Origin of the sequence: Trinickia caryophylli (assembly GCF_034424545.1) — a bacterium.
GTDB classification, from domain to species: Bacteria; Pseudomonadota; Gammaproteobacteria; order Burkholderiales; family Burkholderiaceae; genus Trinickia; species Trinickia caryophylli.
On record NZ_CP139970.1, the window covers coordinates 4179079 to 4200603 of the forward strand.

General features: G+C 64.3%; 15 protein-coding genes. 11 read left to right on the plus strand and 4 right to left on the minus strand.

Features of this window, described 5'->3' with window-relative positions; all coding sequences use genetic code 11:
• Window positions 1-78 precede the first annotated feature (78 nt).
• On the plus strand, window positions 79-819 hold the full coding sequence (gene rlmB / locus U0034_RS18795; protein WP_085229099.1) for a 23S rRNA (guanosine(2251)-2'-O)-methyltransferase RlmB: 741 nt from the start codon (window positions 79-81) through the stop codon (window positions 817-819).
• 139 nt (window positions 820-958) lie between these two features.
• Here rlmB and U0034_RS18800 read toward each other — a convergent pair whose 3' ends face one another.
• Window positions 959-2101, minus strand: a complete 1143-nt coding sequence (locus tag U0034_RS18800) for a porin (protein WP_085229100.1) — start codon at window positions 2099-2101, stop codon at window positions 959-961.
• A gap of 492 nt (window positions 2102-2593) precedes the next feature.
• Between U0034_RS18800 and U0034_RS18805 the strand changes: the two genes are divergently transcribed.
• From U0034_RS18805 to U0034_RS18845, 9 genes are all read left to right on the plus strand, one after another.
• Window positions 2594-3328, plus strand: a complete 735-nt coding sequence (locus tag U0034_RS18805; protein WP_085229101.1) for a response regulator — start codon at window positions 2594-2596, stop codon at window positions 3326-3328.
• Window positions 3300-4562: an ATP-binding protein gene (locus U0034_RS18810; RefSeq protein WP_085229102.1), complete on the plus strand. Its 1263-nt coding sequence runs from the start codon at window positions 3300-3302 to the stop codon at window positions 4560-4562. The genes U0034_RS18805 and U0034_RS18810 overlap by 29 nt, the downstream gene beginning before the upstream one ends.
• A gap of 105 nt (window positions 4563-4667) precedes the next feature.
• Window positions 4668-5879 carry an efflux RND transporter periplasmic adaptor subunit gene (locus U0034_RS18815; protein WP_085229103.1) on the plus strand — a complete coding sequence of 404 codons (1212 nt, stop codon included), beginning with the start codon at window positions 4668-4670 and terminating at the stop codon, window positions 5877-5879.
• Window positions 5880-5892: 13 nt separating this feature from the next.
• Entirely contained in the window at window positions 5893-9120 is a 3228-nt protein-coding gene (locus U0034_RS18820) for an efflux RND transporter permease subunit (protein WP_085229104.1), read from the plus strand.
• A gap of 22 nt (window positions 9121-9142) precedes the next feature.
• Complete coding sequence (locus U0034_RS18825; RefSeq protein ID WP_085229256.1) at window positions 9143-12244, plus strand: efflux RND transporter permease subunit; 3102 nt, start codon at window positions 9143-9145, stop codon at window positions 12242-12244.
• Window positions 12244-13734 (plus strand): efflux transporter outer membrane subunit, encoded by a 1491-nt coding sequence (locus tag U0034_RS18830; RefSeq protein WP_085229105.1) that lies wholly within the window; start codon window positions 12244-12246, stop codon window positions 13732-13734. The genes U0034_RS18825 and U0034_RS18830 overlap by 1 nt, the downstream gene beginning before the upstream one ends.
• A 727-nt stretch (window positions 13735-14461) precedes the next feature.
• A complete protein-coding gene (nirK, locus tag U0034_RS18835; RefSeq protein WP_085229106.1) occupies window positions 14462-15949 on the plus strand; it encodes a copper-containing nitrite reductase in 1488 nt (495 codons plus the stop codon).
• 159 nt (window positions 15950-16108) lie between these two features.
• Complete coding sequence (gene rpiA / locus U0034_RS18840) at window positions 16109-16801, plus strand: ribose-5-phosphate isomerase RpiA (RefSeq protein ID WP_085229107.1); 693 nt, start codon at window positions 16109-16111, stop codon at window positions 16799-16801.
• Window positions 16802-16975: 174 nt separating this feature from the next.
• Complete coding sequence (locus U0034_RS18845; RefSeq protein WP_085229108.1) at window positions 16976-17212, plus strand: hypothetical protein; 237 nt, start codon at window positions 16976-16978, stop codon at window positions 17210-17212.
• Window positions 17213-17259: 47 nt separating this feature from the next.
• Here the strand turns inward: U0034_RS18845 and U0034_RS18850 are convergent, their stop codons facing one another.
• The gene (locus U0034_RS18850; protein WP_085229109.1) at window positions 17260-17994 is read right to left on the minus strand and encodes a Crp/Fnr family transcriptional regulator; all 735 of its coding nucleotides are present in this window, start codon (window positions 17992-17994) and stop codon (window positions 17260-17262) included.
• 1084 nt (window positions 17995-19078) lie between these two features.
• Here U0034_RS18850 and U0034_RS18855 point away from each other — a divergent pair.
• Window positions 19079-19795, plus strand: a complete 717-nt coding sequence (locus U0034_RS18855; RefSeq protein WP_085229110.1) for a FadR/GntR family transcriptional regulator — start codon at window positions 19079-19081, stop codon at window positions 19793-19795.
• A gap of 113 nt (window positions 19796-19908) precedes the next feature.
• Here U0034_RS18855 and U0034_RS18860 read toward each other — a convergent pair whose 3' ends face one another.
• Together U0034_RS18860 and U0034_RS18865 are read right to left on the minus strand one after the other, a co-directional pair.
• Window positions 19909-20568: an amino acid ABC transporter permease gene (locus tag U0034_RS18860; protein WP_085229111.1), complete on the minus strand. Its 660-nt coding sequence runs from the start codon at window positions 20566-20568 to the stop codon at window positions 19909-19911.
• A 149-nt stretch (window positions 20569-20717) separates the two neighbouring features.
• Complete coding sequence (locus tag U0034_RS18865) at window positions 20718-21521, minus strand: transporter substrate-binding domain-containing protein (protein ID WP_085229112.1); 804 nt, start codon at window positions 21519-21521, stop codon at window positions 20718-20720.
• Window positions 21522-21525: the final 4 nt, after the last annotated feature.

Below are 21525 nucleotides of genomic sequence, written 5' to 3' on the forward strand. Positions count from 1 at the left end.
AGGGTGGCGGTGCGCGAGGGTGCGCCGCCCGCCCGGCTCGTCCATTCATGAATTCGCTTACCGGTTTTGGTTTCAGCTATGTCACGTCTCAAGGTTATTTACGGGTTTCATGCCGTGACCGCTCGGTTGCGGCACGATGCGTCGACGATCGAGGAGGTCCTTTACGACCCGACGCGGCGTGACAGGCGTATGCAGGATTTCCTGCATACGGCGAAGGCGGCGGGGGTGCGGCTGATCGCGGCCGACGAAACGCGTCTTTGGGGGCTCGCGCACACCGAGCGCCACCAGGGTGTGGTGGCACGTGCGACCGATTTGCCCCTTGCGCAGAATTTGGCCGAACTGCTCGACGGCATCGCAGGGCCTGCGCTTTTGCTCGTGCTCGATGGCGTGACCGATCCGCACAACCTCGGTGCCTGCCTGCGCGTGGCGGACGCCGCCGGCGCGCATGCGGTCATCGCGCCGCGCGACCGCGCGGTAGGGCTCAACGCAACAGCCGCCAAGGTGGCGAGCGGCGCGGCCGATACGGTGCCGTACATCACGGTGACCAACCTCGCACGCGCGTTGCGCGAACTGAAGGATGCGGGTGTCTGGGTCGTCGGTACCGCGGGCGATGCCACGGCGAGCCTCTACGAAACGAAGCTCGACGGCCCCGTCGCGCTCGTCATGGGCGCAGAAGGCGAGGGCATGCGGCGGCTCACGCGTGACACCTGCGACGAGGTCATGCACATTCCGATGGCGGGCACGGTGGAAAGCCTCAACGTCTCGGTGGCGAGCGGCGTGTGTCTGTTCGAGGCGGTACGGCAGCGCAAGGCGAAGTAAGCCGGCGCCGTGCCGGCATGCGCATGCGCGCGTATGACGCTCATCAATGAAAGATGGCCGGCTGCAAGGGCCGGCCATCATCGTCAGTACGACTGACGATCCGCGGCCCCTCACGCAGGCATCGCGGATCGGCGCTTCATCAGAAGCGGTGACGCAGGCCGACGGTCAGGGCCACTTGCGAGTTCGAATCCGACGTCGACAAGCCGTTGATCACGGCATGGATGCCGCTCGAACCCGTATCGCTCACGTGCTGATACACGCCCTGCAGATAAACGTCCGTGCGCTTCGAAAGCGCATAGTCCGTTTGCAGCGTGAACTGATTCCACTTCGGATCGACGCCGGCAATGTGGCTGTTCGTATAGGTGTAGGCACCCGACACGGAAATCGCCGGCGTGAACTGATAACGGCCGTTCAGTTCGTAGTTGGTGAAGCGGGCGCTGTCGGCGCCCAGCGTGAGGCCGCTCGACGTTCCCGATGCCGAAGAGCCGACCCCGGTCAGATTGCTGAGCACCGTCTGCGTGAACACGAGGCCGACGGTTGCCGCACCGAACGTGTAGTTCGCACCGGCGCCCCACGTCTGCTGCGTGCTTGCGGTAAAGGTCGCATCGTCGCTCACCGCGCCGCTCGAGTTCAGGTTCGTGCCGCTGTTGTTCAGGTGCAGATAGCCGGCGCCGAACTTGAACGGACCGTAGGCGTACGACGCGCCCACGCTGTAGGCACGGTTCGTCGCGAAGCCGCCCGAAGCGTTCGAGAAGCCATACACGCCCCCTACCTTCAGGCCGGCCAGATCCACGCTCTGATACTTGACGGCGTTGTTGACGCGAAACGAGTTGTCGAGGTTGTCGTTGTCGAACGGGTGCGCGGCCTGCGTGCCGCCGTACTGCGTGCCGGTCAGCGCGAACGGCCCGAGGTAGTCGACGACGGAATCGTACTGGCGGCCCAGCGTGATCGTACCGAACTGGTTGCTCGACAGGCCGACGTATGCCTGGCGGCCGAACTCGCGGCTACCCTGGCCCAGCTTTCCGTTCATGATGTTGAAGCCGTTCTCGAGCACGAACACCGCCTTCAGGCCGTTGCCGAGGTCCTCGCTGCCGCGCAGGCCCCAGCGGCTGCCGTTGACGGCACCGCTTTGCGCCTGAACGTTGCTGCTGCCGCCTTGGTTGTTCGTATAGGTGATGCCGGCGTCGATGAGGCCGTAGAGGGTTACCGCGCTTTGCGCGTGGGCCGTGCCTGCGAGAGCGAAGGCGCTGGTCACGCCGAACGCCAGGACTGATTTTTTCATTGAACTTCTCCGTCGATCAGAGGGAATGCCACGAGCGGTACGCGATGGCGGCTATCGGCACCACGGTGCGCACTGCTCGCCGCACAAGCGACAGGCATGAGGCGTTGCCCGTCGGGTGGCGATTAAACCCCATTCGGCCGAGCGATCTGTGGGGCAGGCGCAACGTCGTTTCTTACGGCGCGTTTCTTGCATTGCGTACGGCAATGCAAGCGTTCCCTGCGCGCGGGCTCGCGCACGTTTGCCGGCAACGGATGCGAGCGAGCAGGCGCGATGCGTCATTCGATCGCAGTGGCCGTATGGCGTGATGCGTCGACACGCTTTGCAAGATTCATTAAGAATTTGCCGCGAGATTCGTTCGATCGGCGAGTGTCGAATCGGTAAGATTCGAATGGACTTCCTGCAGGCCGGATGCCCGTGCGCATACGGCCTGCGTAAATGCTTGTACGTGCGGCGAACGGGCCTCGCCACACGTGCACGATATGGTTCGACGCTATGACCGATTTGCCGCTCAATATCCTGCTGGTAGACGACGATGCCGATCTGCGCGATCTTCTGCGGACGTTTTTTCAGCAGCGGGGGATTGCGCTATCGGTGCTGCACGACGCGAGCCGGCTCGCACGCCGGCTGGAAATGGAGCGTCCGGCGATCATCGTGCTCGACGTGATGATGCCCGGTGTAGATGGTTTGACGGCGTTGAAGGCATTGCGTGCGCGCGGCGACCAGATCCCCGTGATCATGCTGACGGCGCGAGCCGATGGCGCAGACCGTGTGATCGGACTCGAATTGGGCGCGGACGATTACCTCGGCAAGCCCTTCATGCCACAGGAACTGCTTGCGCGCATTCGTGCCGTGCTGCGCCGGCATGCGCTGCATCCAGATGCGGGCCCTTTGGAAAAGCGGGCGCCGTCGCGCTTCGGGCGGTTCAAGCTCGACTTTGCAACGCGCACGCTCTATCGCGACGCCGAACCCGTCAAGCTGACGGGCAGCGAGTACGCGTTGCTCGAAGTGTTTGCTTCGCATCCGTTGCAAACGCTGTCGCGCACCCGGCTGCTCGAGCTTTTGCACGGCTCGCAGCCGAACCTCACCGAGCGCGGCATCGACGTGCCCGTATGGCGTCTGCGGCGCCTGCTCGAAGAAGACCCCGCCAATCCGCGCCGCTTGCAGACGATGCGCGGTATCGGCTACATGTTCGTGCCCGATGAGAGCGAAGACGATCAACCGGATTGACACGCTGTTCGTCCGCCTCTCGCTGATGACGATCGGGCTGATCGTGCTCGTTCATCTGACTTCGCTTTGGATGGTGGAGCGCGAGCGCGGCAGGATGGATGTTCAGCGCATGGCGCGCGAGTTGATGCTCGCCGCTCAACTGCACGACGACGAGCGCTATTCGTCGCTCGAACTCGCCAAAACGCTCGGCGTGCGCTATGTCTATGCGAGCGAGCCGAAGATTCCCGGCTGCGCGCCGCCGTGCAGCGAGAGGAGCGGCCCGTTCGGCGATGACCTGATGGAACGGCTGCCTGCCGGCAGCAACGTCCTGATCGACACGCAGGCCAATATGCTCTGGGTCAGGATCGCCCATGCGCAGTATTGGATCGAGATGCCGGCGTCGCTCGTGGCGCCGGGGCGTTTTTTCGGGGCCTCGGCGGTGATGCTGCTGCTGGCGGTTGCGATCGCCGTGGTCGGGGCCTGGCGCATGCAGCGTCCTATCCGCGAGCTGGCTCGTGCGGCGCGCGAATTCCGACTCGCACGCCGCGTGCAGCACGTGCGTTTGCGCGGGCCGCTCGAATTGAAAGAGCTCATCGGCGATTTCAACGACATGGTCGTCGAGCTGGAGCGCACCGAGCGAGAGCGGTCGATGATGTTGGCGGGCGTCGCGCACGACCTCAGGGCGCCGATCACGCGCATGCAGGTGCGCGCTGACATTCTGACGGATACCGATCACCGGCTCGGGTTCTTGCGAGATACGGAGTCGCTCTCGCGCATCGTGACGCAGTTTCTCGATTATGCACGCGAGTCGAAGGAGGAGGCGACGCGGGTCCGCGTGGATGACTACTGCCGCCAGCATTACGACAGCGGCGACAGCGACGATCCTCTGATCAGGCTTCATTTGCGTGCCGGCGATGGTTTCAGCTTGCCCGGCGTCGATCTTGATCGCCTTCTTTCGAATTTGATCGAGAACGCCTTGACCTATGGCGAGCCGCCTGTCGAGATATCCACGTCGAGACACGGGGACCGCTACGTACTGAGCGTCCGCGACCATGGCCCGGGTATCCCCGAGGCTCAGATGGAGCGGGCCCTGCGGCCGTTCGTGCGCCTGGATGCCGCACGCGGCGGCGACGCTCATTGCGGCCTGGGCCTTGCCATCGTGCGGCGGCTCGCACGCCGCAACGCGGGCACACTCGAAGCGTCGAACGCCAAGGGCGGCGGCTTTTGTCTTGCGCTTTCTTTCCCGATCCCCTGAAATCCGGGCCGGCGTAACACGCTGAAATGCTCGTAAATCCCCGGAAACCATGGGCGTGTCGCACGCCAATAGAATCGGTTTGCCTTCAGATGGACATTGCCTGGTATGGCCATCGGAAGCGCAGCGGGTTCCATCGGCGCTTTCATCTCCAACGGTTTTGGCTTGAAACTCTCCTCCTCATATCGTCATCTGGCCATCGCGGCAGCGGTGCTTGCCGTGGTCGCCAGCCTCTGGCACGTCGTCGCGTCCACTCCTAAGCGAACGCAGGCCCAATCGGCAGCCACGGCGGCCACGCCGGTCACGCTGGGCCTCGTGGTTCGGCAGGATCTGCCTGAAGTGCTCGACGCGCTCGGAACCGTGACGCCACGCGCTACGGTCACGGTGAAGACTCAGGTGAGCGGCACGCTCGAAGCGGTGCTCGTGAAGGAAGGTCAGCGTGTGCGTGCGGGGCAGGTGATTGCCCGCATCGATTCCCGTTCGTTGCGCGCGCAACTGCTTCAGGCGCAGGGCACGCTCGAGCATGACAAAGCGCTGCTCGACAACGCGCGAGCCGATCTCCAGCGGTACGTGCAGCTCATCGATGCGGGCTCTGTCTCACGGCAGACGCTCGATACGCAGCGCTCGACCGTGAAGCAATACGAAGGCACGGTGAAATCCGACCGCGGCAATGTCGCGAATCTGCAAGTCGAGGTGGGCTATTGCGACATCGTCGCGCCGATGGACGGGCGCATCGGCCTCTTGTCGGTGGATGCCGGCAACTACGTCACGACGAGCGATACGACCGGCATCGCGACGCTTACGAGCGATTCGCCCACGACGGTCGTCTATGCGGTGCCCGAGGACCGGATCGGTGACGTCGTCGACGCGGCGTCGACGGGGAAAACACTGTCTGTGGAGGTGCTCGATCGCGACAAGCGCGACGTGCTCGACCACGCGACGCTCGTGGCAATCGACAATCAGGCCGATACGTCGACCGGCACCGTGAAACTCAAGGCGAGTGCGCCGAACCTCAATGGCCGTCTTTTTCCGAACCGTTTCGTCAATGTGCGGATGACGGTGGGTACGCTGCGCGATGCGTTGACCGTACCGAGCGCGGCGATTCAGCACGGTGCCTCGGGGGACTTCGTGTTGCGTCTGGCACGAGGCGATGCCAAGGCGGGAAAAGGCGGCGTCAAGCTCGTGCATGTGACGGCGGGCATCACCTATGGCGCGGTGACGGCCGTCGGGCAGGGGGCGCTGCAGCCGGGCGATTCGGTCGTGCTCGACGGCGCGGACAAGCTCGACGACGGCAGCCTCGTCGCCGTCGTCGCGCATTAGCCGGGACGCTCGCATGAACATCTCGCGTCCGTTCATCCGCCGCCCCATCGCGACGGGGCTCATGGCTTTTGCGCTGCTGGTCGTCGGGCTCATGGCGTATCGGCTCATGTCCGTTTCGGCGTTGCCGGAGGTCGACTACCCGACTATCCAGGTCTACACGCAATATCCGGGCGCCGCGCCCGACGTTATGAGCTCGTCGGTGACGGCACCGCTGGAAAAGCAGTTCGGGCAGATGGCGGGGCTCAAGCGAATGAACTCGACGAGTGCCCTCGGCGTGTCGCTGATCACGCTGCAGTTTCAGACGACGACTTCGCTCGACGAGGCCGAGCAGGAGGTGCAGGCGGCGATCAACAGCGCCGACAGTACGTTGCCGTCGAATCTGCCTTATCCGCCGGTATACAACAAGGTCAACCCGGCCGATACGGCGATTCTCACGCTCGCGGTGACCTCCGACACGCTGCCGCTTACGCGAGTGGAGGATCTTGCCGATACGCGTATTGCACAAAAGCTCTCGCAGGTGGGCGGCGTGGGCCTCGTTACGCTGTCGGGTGGCGCGCGGCCGGCCGTGCGCGTGCAGACCAACACGCGCGCGCTCAACGCCATGGGGCTTTCGCTAGAGGATGTCCGCACGGCCATCGGCGATGCGAACGTCAATACGGCCAAAGGCTCGATCGACGGGCCGCTGCAGGCGTTCACGATCGATGCGAACGATCAGCTCGGCTCGGCGGACGAGTATGCGAAGCTCGTGCTCGCCTACAAGAACGGGGCGCCCGTGCGGCTGGCCGACGTGGCCTCGATCACCGAGGCGGCCGAGAATCCCCGACAGGCCGCGTGGAGCGGGACTGCACCGGCTATCGTCATCAACGTGCAGCGGCAGCCCGGAGCCAACGTCATCGAGGTCGTCGATCGCATCGAGGCGCTGCTGCCGCAACTGCGCGCGACGATGCCGTCGACGGTCAAGATCGGTGTGCTCAGCGACCGGACGCGGACGATCCGCGCGTCGGTGCGCGAAGTGAAGTTCGAACTCGCGGCGGCGGTGGCGCTCGTCGTCATGGTCATTTTCGTTTTTCTGCGGCGCGCCGCGCTGACGTTGATTCCGGCCGTGACCGTGCCGTTTGCGCTGGTCGGTACGCTCGCAGTCATCTACGTGCTCGGTTTTTCGGTCAACAACCTGACTCTGATGGCGCTGACGGTGGCGACGGGGTTTGTCGTCGACGACGCTATCGTCATGCTCGAGAACGTCATGCGTCATATCGAAGCGGGCGAGACGCCGCTCGATGCCGCCCTGAAGGGCGCGCGCGAGATCGGCTTCACGATTCTTTCGATCTCGGTGGCGCTCGTGGCCGTTTTGATCCCGCTCTTTTTCATGCCCGACGTCATCGGGCGGCTGTTTCGCGAATTCGCCGTCACGCTGGCCGTGGCGATCGTCGTTTCCGCCTGGGTGTCGCTCACGCTCACGCCGATGATGGCTTCGCGCATGCTGCGCGCACAGGTGCCGGCGCAGGTATCGTCCGACCCCGGGCCGTCGGCGGACTTCATGGACCGGCTCGGCGCACGGTACATGCGCGCGCTCGATTGGGCGCTCTCGCACCAGGCGGCTGTCACGGCCGGCGTCGCGTTGACCGCCGCCTCGACGATCGCACTCTTCGTCTTCATGCAGAAGGGATTTTTCCCGGAGCAGGATACGGGCCTCATCGAGGGCATCGCGCAGGCATCCCCGAAGGTTTCGTTCGAGCGCATGGCGTCGTTGCAGCAGGTCCTGGCGCAGCAGCTATCGCGCGATCCGGCGGTGCAAAGCGTGTCGTCGCTCGTCGGCATCGATCGGAACAACGCCACACTGAACACCGCGCGCATGCTCATCACGCTCAAGGATGGCGGCGATACGAGCCGCGACGTGATCGCACGGCTCGCCAAAGCGACGGACGGCCGTGCCGGCATGAAGCTCTATTTGCATCCCGTGCAGGACTTGACGCTCGACGATCAGATCAACGCGAACAGCTATCGCATCGGCGTGCAGGCGACCGATGACGCGGAACTGGCGCAATGGACGAGCAAGCTGCTGGCGGCATTGCGTGCCGATCCGCTTTTCACCGACGTTCAGAGCCAGGCACGGCAGCAAGGCAACGTACTGAGGATCGATTTCGACCGCGCGACGGCGTCGCGGCTCGGCATTTCGGCCGCGGACGTGGACAACCTGCTTTACGATGCCTTCGGCGATCGTCAGGTGTCGACCATCTATACGCACGTGAACCAGTATCACGTGACGCTCGGCGCCGATGCGGCGCTGCTCGGCACCAACCCGCTCGCCGTCTTCGATGGTCTGTACGTGGGGGCATCGAGTTCGTCTTCCTCCACGTCCAGCACATCGAGCATATCGAGTACCTCAAGCAGTTCGAGCGGTTCGAGCGGTTCGACCTCTTCCACCACGTCCACGGCGTCGAGCAGTTCGGGCAGTGGCGGTACTGCCATGGCGCCGCTCTCGGGCATAGCTTCGGCGAGCCTCGGCAGCAGTGCGCTCACCGTGCAACGGCAAGGTCAGTTTCCTTATGCCGACGTCTCGTTCAACGTGGCGGCTGGCGTGACGTTGGGCACGGCTGTCGAGCGTGTGGAGAGAATCGAGGCGGCGCTGAGGGCCCCGGCCAGCGTTCAGATATCGCTCGAAGGGGCGGCCGAGCTTTACCGATCGTCGATGGCGAACGAAGCGCTGTTGCTCGCCGGTGCGCTGATTGCGGTCTATATCCTGCTCGGCATGCTTTACGAGAGCCTCGTTCATCCGCTCACGATTCTTTCCACGCTGCCGTCCGCCGCGTTCGGGGCCCTCGGTGGGTTGTTGCTCGTCGGCGACGAACTCGACATCATCGGGCTCATCGGTATCGTGCTGCTCGTCGGCATCGTGATGAAGAACGCCATCATGATGGTCGACTTTGCCCTCGCGGCCGAGCGGGAGAGCGGGCTGTCGGCTCGGGACGCAATCCGGCGCGCCTGCGAATTGCGCTTGCGCCCGATTCTGATGACGACCTGCGCGTCGCTCGTCGGCGCGCTGCCGCTCGCCTTCGGCACGGGCATGGGGCACGAACTGCGTCAGCCGCTCGGCGTCGCGATCATCGGCGGGCTTGCCGTCAGCCAATTGCTGACCCTTTTCTCGACGCCCGTCATCTACCTGGGGCTGCATCGTCTTGCGGCGCGCCTCGCAGGCCGTCGCAGGCGCGGCGAGGGCGCCGAGCGCGCCGCTGGCGAGTAAGGCAGGCGCAACGGAAATCCGCATGAATCTCTGCGCTCCCTTCATTCGCCGGCCGATCGGCACGCTGCTCTTTGCGATCGGCGTCGCGCTTTTCGGCATCGTCGCCTACCGGCTGCTGCCGGTAGCCGCCCTGCCGTCGGTCGACTTCCCCGTCATCATGGTGAGCGCCCAGCTCGCCGGTGCCGATGCGGACACGGTTGCGAAGACAGTCACGGCACCGCTCGAGCGGGCGTTCGGCTCGATCGCGGGACTCGAGCAAGTGACTTCGCAAAGCTCGCAGGGCTCGTCGCAGATCGTGCTGCAGTTCGATCTCGACCGTGACATCGATGGTGCCGTGCGCGACGTGCAGGCGGCCATCAATGCGGCGCGCAGCGCGCTGCCGACGGATATGACGCAGACGCCGACATATCGGAAGTTCAATCCCTCGGCGATGCCCGTCATGATTCTGAGCCTCACTTCGGACACGATGACGGTGCCGCGGATGTACGACTACGCCTCGTCGGTCCTGCAGCAAAAGCTGCTGCAAACGCCGGGCGTCGGCGACGTGACGGTCGGCGGCGGGGCGTCGCCGGCGGTACGCATGGAGCTCAACCCCGACCAACTGAGCCATTACGGCGTAAGCCTCGAGGCGGTGCGCACGGCGATCGTGGACGCCAACGCGAACGCGCCGAAGGGCGCATTGAGCGCCGGTGGGCAGCACTACGTCATCGGCGCGAACGATCAGATGATGACGGCGGCAGGCTATGCGTCGCTTGTCGTGCGGGCGCACGAGGGAACGATCGTCCGCGTGTCGGACGTTGGCCACGTCGTGGAGTCGAGCACCGATCTGCGCAACTACGGCTTGTCGAACGGCAAGCAGGCCGTACTGCTGATCGTGTCGAAGGAGCCGAACGGCAACGTCATCGAGATGGTGGACGCGATCCGCCAGACCCTGCCGGCCTTGCAGGCCTCGTTGCCGGCGGGCGTGAGGCTCGGCGTCGTGCTGGACGGCACGCAGACGATCCGCGCTTCGATCGCCGATGTGGAAATTTCCCTGCTGGCCGCGGTCGTGCTCGTCACCATCGTTTCGTATGTGTTTTTCCGCGACTGGCGCAGCACGCTGGTCCCCGCGATCACGGTGCCGTTGGCGCTCGGCGGGACGTTCGCGGTGATGTACTTCCTCGGCTTCAGTCTCAACAACCTGACGCTGATGGCGCTCACGATCTCGACGGGCTTCGTCGTCGACGATGCCATTGTTGTCGTCGAAAACATCATGCGTCACCTCGACGAAGGGAAGTCGCCGCTCGAGGCCGCGCTCGACGGTGCGCGCGAAGTCGGTTTCACGGTGCTGACGATCAGCGTGTCGCTCGTCGTCGTATTTACGCCGCTGATCTTCATGAGCGGTATCGTCGGGCGTCTTTTTCGCGAATTCTCGATCTCGCTCGCCGTGGCGATCCTGATGTCGATGATCGTTTCGCTCACACTCGCCCCCACGCTGTGCCGCCTGTTGCTCAAGCGCGAACCATCGGGCGCCGCGCACGCGAATCGGGCGGAAGAGGCGCTCAAGCGCGCTTACGGGCGCACGCTGCGCTGGGGGCTTCGCCATCCGCGGCTGATGCTGACGTTGACGATCGGCCTTGTTTTTGCAAACGCCGGCGTGGCGGCCCTGATGCCGAAGACGTTCTTTCCCTCGCAGGATACGGGGCGCCTCATGGGCCAACTGCAGGCGGCCCAGACGATCTCGTTTCAGGCGATGAAGACCAAGTTCGACGAATTCAATCGGCGCGTGCTGGCGAACCCGGATGTCGCCGCGGTGTCGGGCTACGTCGGAGGTCGCAACGCGATCAGCAGCAGCATGATTTTCGTGACGCTCAAGCCGCTTTCGCAGCGCACGCATACCGCCGAACAGGTGATTGCGGATATCGATCGCCGTACCGCCGATATCCCCGGCGCGCATCTTTATCTGCAGTCGTCACAAGACCTGATGTTCGGCGCGCGGCAAAGCGCGGCGCAGTTTCAGTACACCGTCAAAGCTGAGGATCAGGCCGTGCTCGACACCTGGGTGCCGCGCATTCTCGCCAGGTTTCGCTCCCTGCCGCAATTGCGCGACGTCAATACCGACGTACAGGGCGCGAGCTTGTCGACGAAGGTCGATATCGACCGCGATACTGCGGCGCGATTGCAGGTTGCGGTGTCGTCTATCGACGACACGCTCAACGATGCCTTCAGCCAACGACAGATCGCCACGCTCTATGGACCTGCGAATCAGTATTACGTCGTCATGGAAGTGGCACCGCGCTATTGGCAGGACCCGAAGACGCTCGACACGCTTTACGTTCCGGCGACGGCGGCTTCGGCATCTTCGTCGTCTTCATCTTCGTCTTCTGCGGGTACGACGCTCGTGCCGCTTTCGGCCCTTGCCAGAAGGGTGCCGGCGCGCACGCAGACGACGGTGGCACATGACGGCCAGTTTCCAGCCGTGACGATTTCCTACAACTTGAACGAGGGCGTATCGATGAGCGATGCCAACGAAGCGATCGATCGCGCGGTCAAGTCGATGAATCTGCCGAACGCCATCGTGCCGTCGTTCGCCGGCGCGAGCGGGCAACTCGGGCAGTCGGGCGGTAGCGAGCTGATGCTCGTGCTCGGGGCCCTCGTGGCTGTCTATATCGCGCTCGGCATCCTCTACGAGAATCTCGTCCATCCGCTCACGATCATCTCCACATTACCCTCGGCGGGGCTCGGCGCACTGCTCGCACTTCATGCCTTCGGGTTCGAGTTGTCGATCATCGCGCTGATCGGCATCGTCCTGCTGATCGGCATCGTGAAGAAAAACGCAATCATGCTCGTCGATTTCGCCGTCTCCTACGAGCAGGCGTTCGGAGCGAGCGCGGAAGATTCGATTTTCAACGCCTGCATGACGCGCTTTCGCCCGATCACGATGACGACGATCGCCGCCGTGCTCGGCGCGGTACCGCTCGTTGCCGGGAGCGGGTATGGCCATGAGCTGCGCCAGCCGCTCGGGGTCGCGATCATCGGCGGGCTCTTCGTCAGCCAGATGATCACCCTCTATACCACCCCTGTCATTTATTTCTGGCTCGATCGCCTCAAGCGGGCGAAGCGCGGCACCGAGGGAATTGCCTGATGTCGTTTCATTCATCGTTCAAGCACGCTCGGGTGGCGCTGGCCGCCTCGATGGTGGCGTCGCTGCTTGCCGGTTGTGCCATCGGCCCGGATTACAAGCGGCCCGACGTGGCCGTGCCCACGGACTTCAAGGAAGCCGGCACGCTTTGGCGGGTGACTCGGCCGGCGCCGCGAGCCGCGATCGACGGGCGCTGGTGGACCGCCTTCGGCGACGAGACGCTTGCCGAACTGTGCGAGCGCGCGCTGAAAGCGAACCAGACGATCGCCGAGTACGAGGCCGCTTATCGCGCGGCGCGCGCCGCGGTGGCGTCGAGCCGCGCCAGCCTGTTTCCCACGGTGTCGCTTTCGGGGGCGGGCACCCGCTCGGGCACCGGCGCGAAAGCGGCGAGCAGTAGCAGTTCGAGCGCCACCTCGGGGGCGTCGAACGGGCAATATCTTTCGAAGAGCGTTTCGGTCTCGCTCGATGCGAGCTGGGAACCGGATCTCTGGGGCAGCGTGCGGCGCTCGATCGAATCGGCCGATGCGACGGCCCAGGCGAGCGCGGCGCAGCTCGCCGCGGAGCAGCTCAGTACGACAGCGTCGCTGGCCGTCGACTACTTCACCGTGCGGCTGGCCGATGCCGACCTCGCGATACTCGGCGAGGAGCGCACCGTCGATGCCGAACTGCTGGCGTTGACCGAGGCAAGCTACCGGCAAGGCGTGTCGTCGTATGACGACGTGCGCACGGCGCACAATACGCTGCGCGCCATCGACGAGAGCATCGCATCGGCTCAGCTCACGCGGCGACAGTACGAGCATGCGATTGCGGTGCTCGTCGGCGAGCCGCCGGCGACGTTTTCGTTGCCGGTACGAAAAGATTTCTCTTTCGCACTTCCGGCGTTGCCGCGCACCGTGCCCTCCGAGCTGCTCGAACGGCGGCCCGACGTGGTGCAGGCGGAGCGAACGATGGCCGAGTACAACGCGAAGATCGGTGTGGCCAAGGCTGGTTATTTTCCTTCGTTGACGCTGTCGGCGAGCGGCGGCTACGACGGCGCGTCGCTCGCCCACCTCGTTTCCCTGCCCACCCGTGTCTGGTCGCTCGGGCTCAGCGTTGCGCAAACGGTGTTCGATGCGGGCGCGACGAGCGCGTCCGTGAGGCAGGCGCGGGCGAGCTACGATCAACAGGTGGCTGCCTATCGGCAGACGGTGCTGAGCGCGTTTCAGGACGTGGAGGATTATCTTTCCGCGGTCGAGATCGGGGCGGCCCAGGCATTGGCCGCGCAGGAGGTGGCACGGCGCAGCGGCGAACTCGCCGTGAGCAAGCGCAAAGCGTTCGATGCGGGTACGGCGAGCCGAATCGATGTGCTCGATACGCAACTGACCGAGATCGGAGATCGCAAAACGTGGCTCGACTACAGCGGGCAGACGCTGCAAAGCGCGGTATTGCTCGTAAAGGCGCTCGGAGGCGGGTGGAACGGGGACACGGCACCGGTGCTCGCTCGGCGGGAGTAACCCGATTCGGGTAAATGCTCGAGCACGCAGTAAAAAAGGCGATGATGAAGTCATCGCCTTTTTTACGTCAGAGCAGCTAAGTACACCGAATTCATGATAATCGCGAAGAACGGCCGGTTCGCGCAATTGGAAATAGTGTCGCAGGCGCGATTGCCCGCCGGGCGGCGGTGGAGGCGTCCGAATAAACGTCGAATCACAGGCGGCACGATCCACCGATAAAGTATCCATATCATCAAAATGGTTAATAAATGACGATATCGTGCCGTTTTTCTTTTTTGTGGCGGTAAATGCGACGGGTTGGCGCGCCCCATTTAATCTTGATGAATCTCAAATTCTTTCCCCGACTAACTCAGTAGGATTTATCACATAGGGAAACGCAGTGGCGCGCGTTCCGCGATGAGCACGAAGCTCGCGGAGAAATGCGCCGTGAATGCACGCCGCTGCGGAGATCCGATTGCTCGAGGTGGCGAGCCGCTCGATCTATTTAGGAATGCTAACTATATGGAGCGGGCAAACACATCGGCCGTGCGCCGGGTGAATCGGATTGAAGGAAATCGGCACGGGTTATCGCCCGTGTCAGGCAGTAAGGCACTTGGACCAAGTGCAATGCGGTGAGCCGCCGTGCGGGGCGCGGCACCCACTGCAAGAGTGCCGGCGCGGGGAACGGAAGGCGTAGGCCGCATCCGCCATCGAGCCGGTCGAGTGAAAGACCAACCAGGAACTCATCATGTTTAGATTCCGCCTGACCGCCGTTTGCGCCGCCATCCTCATGACGGCGACGTTTTCCACCGCAAGCCTCGCCGCGGATGCCGCAGCGGGGCAGGCCGGCGCCGTCCAGACGGCAGCGGCCAAGGGCAAGGTGAAACACTTCGTGCTCCGGACCAATATCGTCGACGGCAAGATGGCCTTCGTCGACGAGAGCGGCAAGCCGAACCCGGTACTCAAGGCCAACGTGGGCGATACCGTCGAGATCTCGCTTGCGAGCGGCGAAGGAGCCGAGCATGACATCGCGATTCCGGATCTGAACGTGGCGTCCAAGCGATTCAGTGGCGCAAGCGGCCCGTCGACGGTGCGCTTCGTCGCGAAGCGGGCAGGGGAGTTCACATACTTCTGCACGGTTGCGGGGCATCGCCCGGCCGGCATGGAGGGCAAGCTGGAGGTGAGCGGAACGGCGCTGGCGTCGGCGCACAGCGATGTCGGCGGTGCCGCGCCCGCTGCCGAGCACGGCGAAGACGGCCACACGATGAAGATCGCCTATAAGGCCGCTCCGCCGGCGGCAACGCAGCCGGCGGATCCGACTGCTGTCGACGTGGTGCAGGATCCGTCCACGGTGCCGGCACCGATCGGCGATCGGGCGCCGCAAACGCTGAAATACCGCATCGACACGGTCGAGCTCGCCGGTCGTCTCGACGACGGCACGACGTTCACCTACTGGACCTTCAATGGCAAGGTACCCGGCCCGATGCTGCGCGCGCGCGTGGGCGATACCGTCGAGCTCACGCTGGCGAACTCGCGCACGAGCAAGATGATCCATTCGATCGACCTGCACGCGGTGATCGGCGGCATGGGCGGGGGCAAGAACACACAGGTGGCGCCCGGCCAGGAAAAGACGATCACGTTCAAAGTGGCGCACCCGGGCCTTTTCGTCTACCACTGCGCGACGCCGCTCGTGCCCGAGCACATTTCCGCCGGCATGTACGGCATGATCCTCGTCGAGCCTGAAGGTGGTCTGCCGAAGGTCGACCGCGAGTATTACGTCATGCAAGGCGAGATGTACACCTCGCACGCGTTCGGCACCCATGGCCACGAGACGGTCGATCTCGCGAAGCTTTCGTCCGAGCAGCCCGAGTACTACGTTTTCAACGGCGCGGTCGGCTCGCTCACGAAGACGCACAAGCTCGTGGCGAATGTCGGCGAAACGGTGCGTATCTTCTTCGGCGTGGGCGGCCCGAACAAGATGTCGTCGTTCCATGTGATCGGCGGCGTGTTCGACACCGTCTACGACGAAGCGTCGCTCTCGGCCAGGAAGCATGACGTGCAGACGACGGTCGTGCCGCCGGGCGGCGCGGCGATCGTCGAGATGAAGATGCAGTACCCCGGCAATTACGTGCTCGTCGATCACGCACTGTCGCGCGCCGGCCGCGGCCTGGCCGGCATACTCGAAGTGAAGGGCAACGCCGACCCCGCCGTCTATCAGGTCAGCACGGCGCACTGACGCCCGAGCCGGACCTGCCGCCACCGCCCGCGCGAGAACCGCGCGGGCGGTGCTCGTTCGTGGCACCGAGCCGACGAACGGTGTCGATTTCCGCTTTGAATCGCCGATATCCGGCGCGACAGACGGTAAAATCGATCCTTTCGCCTCGATTTGCCTCCCATGACTCAAGACGAACTGAAGCGCCTCGTCGGCCAGGCCGCCGCCGATTATGTCAACGCGCATGCGCCCGAAGGCGCCGTGATCGGTGTCGGCACCGGATCGACGGCGAATTGCTTCATCGATGCGCTCGCCGCGCACAAATCGCGCTACCGCGGCGCCGTCTCCAGCTCGGTTGCCACGACCGCCCGCCTCACGCAGCATGGCATCCGCGTGTTCGATCTGAACGAGATCGAGTCGCTGCCGATCTACGTCGACGGCGCAGACGAAATCGATGCGAGCGGCGCCATGATCAAGGGCGGTGGCGGTGCGCTCACGCGCGAAAAAATCGTCGCGTCGGTATCCGAGGTCTTTGTTTGCATCGCCGATGCGTCGAAGTGTGTCGAAATGCTGGGTTCATTCCCGCTGCCGATCGAAGTCGTGCCGATGGCGCGAACGGCCATCGGACGGCGCGTTGCCGAGCTTGGCGGCGTGCCCGTGCTGCGCGTGCGCCAGGACGGTACGCCGTATGTTACCGACAATGGCAATGAAATCATCGACGTAAAGGGGCTGCGCATCGCCGATCCGCGAGCCCTCGAGGCTACCGTGAATGCCTGGCCCGGCGTGGTCACGGTGGGACTTTTCGCGAGCCGGGGGGCGGACCTGTGCCTGCTCGGCGCGCAAGACGGCGTGCAGACGCTCTCTTACCGCGCGTAGGATGATTTTTTCCGCACAGTAAAGCGGGGTTGGATCGACTACAGTACGGGGAACGGCGCCGCCTGACGGACAGCGGCGGCCGGTGCGCCGGTGCTGGCGCGAAGAATGCGGCACAGGGCGCCGGGGCGCGCTCGAAATCGGTCGGGCCACCATGCCAAGAGAAGGATTGCAACGATGCAACGCGAACTACGCTACGCCCTCGATACAGCGTACGCGCGACTGAAAGGGGACGAAGTATCCCCCGAGACGTTCGCGGGCAACTACGCGCTCGGCCTGGGTATCGTCGTGGGCGGCCAGGCCTGCGGGGGGATGACCGAGGCGGAAGCGGCACGCGAGCGGGCCCGGCTCGCAATGTTGGCCGCCGTCTACGAGGCGCGCGCCCGTGTGCGCAGCGATTTCAGCGCGCAGTGAGCCTCCTGCACGGTGGCTCGCCGGCGCTCGGACCGCGCCTGTTGCTTTCAGCTCACGGTATCCGTCTGACGTAAGCTCGGCAAAAGCCGGTCGAACTCGCGCTTGACGAGGCCATAGCACTCGCAGGCACGCGATTCGAGGCCCTTGCGGTCGAGTACCTTGATGTGCCCTCGGCTATGGTGGATCAGCCCGAGCGCATGCAACTTGCCGGCGGCCTCCGTGATCCCTTCGCGGCGCACGCCGAGCATGTCCGCGATCATCTGCTGCGTGACGGCCAACTCGTTCGTCGCCGCGCGGTCCACCTCGATCAACAGCCACCGGCACAACTGCTTGCTCAGCGAATGATGGCGATTGCACGCGGCGGTCTGGGCAACCTGCGTCAGCAAAGCCTGCATATAGAGCAGCATCAGGCGGCGCAGGAGGTCGGAGCGCGCGATTTCGTGCTTCAACTGCTGCGCGCTCATCCTGTAGGCGAAGCCGGCGCATTGCACTTGCACGCGGCTCGGCATCGTTTCTCCCCCGGTCAGGACCTGGACGCCCGTCATACCCTCGCGCCCGACGGCAGCGAGCTCCACCGATCCGCCGTCCTCCATCATCGACAGAATCGAAATGATGGCGGTCGTCGGGAAATAGACGTGATGGATTTTGTGGCCGCAGTCGCAAAGCAGTTGCTCGGTGCGCAGATGGACCAATTCAAGATGCGGCGTGAGCGCTTGCCATTCGTGCGGGGGCAGGGCGCCGAGAAGATGGTTGCCGTGCAGATCGGATTGCAGTGTCAACATGATCGGTCCTCTGTTAAAGCCACGTCATGCGCTGAAGGCGCACGTGCTCTTGCGGCTCTTGTTGCTTCTCCCGGTTCTCACCGCATTGCGTAGGACTGCGAAACACCTGCGTTCCCTGCGATGCATCTGTTCCGGCGTCGTTTGGCCGGCCCTCCCTGGGCCGAGCTGCCGTCTGCGCGGCAGCGCTCCGTTGCGTGCCTGGTTCAGCGAGGATCATGCCAAGCCCCGAGCGCACGGGGCTTGGGGAGGGGAGCCGTCTGCTGCGGCGCGCGAGCCAGACCGGTCCGGGGCTTTTTGTTTCAAATCTGCACAATGGGCGGTTTGTGTCCATATCTTGAGAAGGCGCTTCGGCTGCTGCGCCTAAGCGATTGACGGAATTGACTTTCGTGCGGGTCACGCAAATCCCGAGCGGGCGCGGCACGCGGCTCGATCCGCCGCGCCGGCTCGCGTGTGCGAACCGCAGAATTGATTCAGCTATGTTGCATTGGCCGCATGCGGTGTTGCGTCGCTTCTATTCGTCCGATCGCCTGAGAACCGCCTTGAGACGGGGCACCGCCGTTCGGGCGCGCGGGTGCCCTTCGTTGGCCGCCAGGCTCGAGACGCCATCTTCGCCGTCCGAGAAGACCGAGGTCGTCACGCCACCTTGTAAGAACCGGCGCGCGTCGCGAATGACTCAATGTTGAGACGCGTGAGCCAAGCCTCGCTGGAGGGCTTTCCCTCGCCGTTATCCGTACCGCGAAGGTGGGTGCGATGGCGAACGGAAAGCGGCTTGTCCGAGAAGTACCGTGCTGCCATGACGATTCGTCTTACCTGCGTTCGCGCTTGGGCCAGAGCGGCGCTTGTCGTCGAACGGCCAGACGCGTGGTGCGTCAGGCCGAATCCACCATATGGGGGGCCGCCGCGGCGCGAAGTCGCGTCCAAGCACACTCGGCGCGCTATCGTCAGAGGGATAACCCTGTTCAGGCGTTTCCCAATAGCGTGCCGAATTTGATCGCAGCACCGTATCGCGTGCCCGAAAGCGCTATGCGAGGGGTGGGAAGCAACACAGGCATCGGAGGCGTCGATGGGCGCATCGGGGGGTGTTATGGAGCAGGGCAAGGACCGTTCGCTCGTGAGCAAGGTCATGGACGGGCTCGTGTCGGGCATCGTCGAAGAAAAATACGGAGCGATTCTGCCGCCGCAGGACGTGTTGTCGAAGGAGTTCGACGTGAGCCGCACCGTCATGCGCGAAGCGCTGTCGATGTTGCTTGCGCGGCACATGCTCGACGTGCGGCCGAAAGTGGGCACGCGCATCCGCGCCATGCGCGACTGGCGCATGATCGACGAAGATGTCGTGAACTGGCGTTTCCGGGCCAAGCCGGATCCGCTTTTCATGCGTGACGTCATCGAGTTTCGGATGCTGATCGAACCGCGCGCGGCGGCGCAGGCGGCCTCGCGTGCGAGCGTCTCCGAGGTGGCGGGCATTCGCGAGGCGTTCGACGCATTCAAGATGCTCGCGCCCGATGACCCCGGCTACGCGGCGGCGGAAGAACTGTTGCATACGCGCATCGTCCATGCGAGCGGTAATCAGTTTTTCCAGCAGATGGCTGCCATTATCCGGGGCGCGCTCGCCGCCACCAAGCCGGTGCTGAGCGAAAAGCCCGGTGCCTGGGAGATCTCTGTGCGCACGCATGGCAGGCTCGTCGAGGCGGTCGAGCGGCGCGATCCGCAGGAGGCCGAAGCGGCTGCGCTTGCGCTGATCGAGCTTGCGGCCGACGAGGTCAGCCGCGAGTTTTCGGTCGAGGTTCCGGGGCGACGCTGAGCGCCGCCCGCGCGCGACACCGCGGCGCGGGCTGGCGTCCGGAGCGCACGGCGGTTACGGCGGCACGATCGTGCAAGGGCGGCCGGGCGGTACGCGCCGGCCGCCGCGCGCATTCAGTGGCGGCTCGGCAGCGCAAGGCGCCGCTCGTACCGGTGCTGCACCCATTCGAGCACTTGGCAAAGCACCCAGTACACGGCCGCTGCCGCGAGGTAAAGCGGCAATGGCTGGTAGGTCGATGCGATGATTTCCTGTGCGCTGCGCAAAAGCTCGGTGACGGTGATGACCGAGACGAGCGAGGTGTCCTTGATCAGGCTGATGAGGCTGTTCGAGAGACTCGGCACGGCGATGCGCAAGGCCTGCGGCCCGATCACGTAGCGCAGCGTCTGACGGCGAGAGAGACCGAGGCTGTATGCCGCCAGCCACTGGCCGCGATGAATGCCGTTGATCGCGCCGCGCATGCTCTCGGAAAGGTAGGCGGCCACGTTGGCCGAAAGCGCGATGACGCCGGCCGGCGTCGGATCGAGGGAAATGCCAATGCTTGGCAGTCCGTAATAAACGACGAATATCTGCACGAGCAGCGGCGTGCCGCGCATGAGGCTGACATAGACTCGCGCGATCCAGTTCAGCGGCTTCTTGTGGCTGATGCCCATCAGCGCGAGGACGACCGCCGCGAGCAGCCCGAAAATCATCGACAGGATGGCGAATTTGACGGTCAGCACCGCGCCTTGCGCGAGCACCGGCATCGACTGGACGAGCAGGGTGGTGATGGGCATGAGCTTGAATCGATTCGGTTCTGCGTGCGGATTCGATGGGCGCAACGCGTGCGCCGAGCGCACATCTTATACGCCCCCGCCTCCGCGGAGCGGTAATGACAAAGGGCGGCATCGTTCGATGCCGCCCTCGGATCAGGCGTGCGTCGCGCTTACTTCACCGCGATCGGCTTGGTCACGTCGATGCCAAACCATTTCTGCGAAATCTTCGTGAAGGTGCCGTCCGCTTCGAGCTGCGTCACCGCTTCGTCGATCGCCTTGGCGAACTTCGGGTTGCCCTTGCGGAACGGAATGGCCGACGGCGGCGTGCTCGCGTCGAGGATTGCGCCGGGCTTGAGTTGCAGATTCGATGTCTTGAGCAGGTAAGCGAGCATCAGCCGGTCGTTGAGCGCCGCGTCGAGCCGCTTGGCGGCGAGGTCGCGCAGGTACTCGGGCGCGCCCGGGTACGTCTTCACGTCGATGCCGGGAACCGACTTGGCCATCGTCTCATAGTTGGAACCGAGGCCGACGCCGAGCTTCTTGCCCTTCAGGTCGTCAAGCGATTTGAATGCGCGCGTGTCGTCCTTGCGCTGAATGAGCTGGGCGGCCGAGTAGGTGTAGCCCGGCGAGAAGTCAAGCACCTGCTTGCGTGCGTCCGTCGCACCGACCTGGTTGACGATCACGTCGAACTTGTCTGCCTGCAGCCCGGCGATGATGCCGCTCCATTCCGTGGTGACGAACTGGGGCTTCACGCCGAGTTTGGCCGCGACGGCTTTCGCGATGTCGACGTCGAAGCCGACAAGTTCACCCTTGGCGTCCTTCGAGTTGAACGGCGGGAACGTCCCCTCGAGGCCGATGCGCAGCGTGCCGCGCGCTTTCACCTCGTCGAGGAGGTCCGCCGCGTGGGCTGTCGCCGCCGCACACGTCGCCCCGATCAGGCCGGCCATCAGGATCTTTTTCAGCGTCGCTAGTTTCATCGAG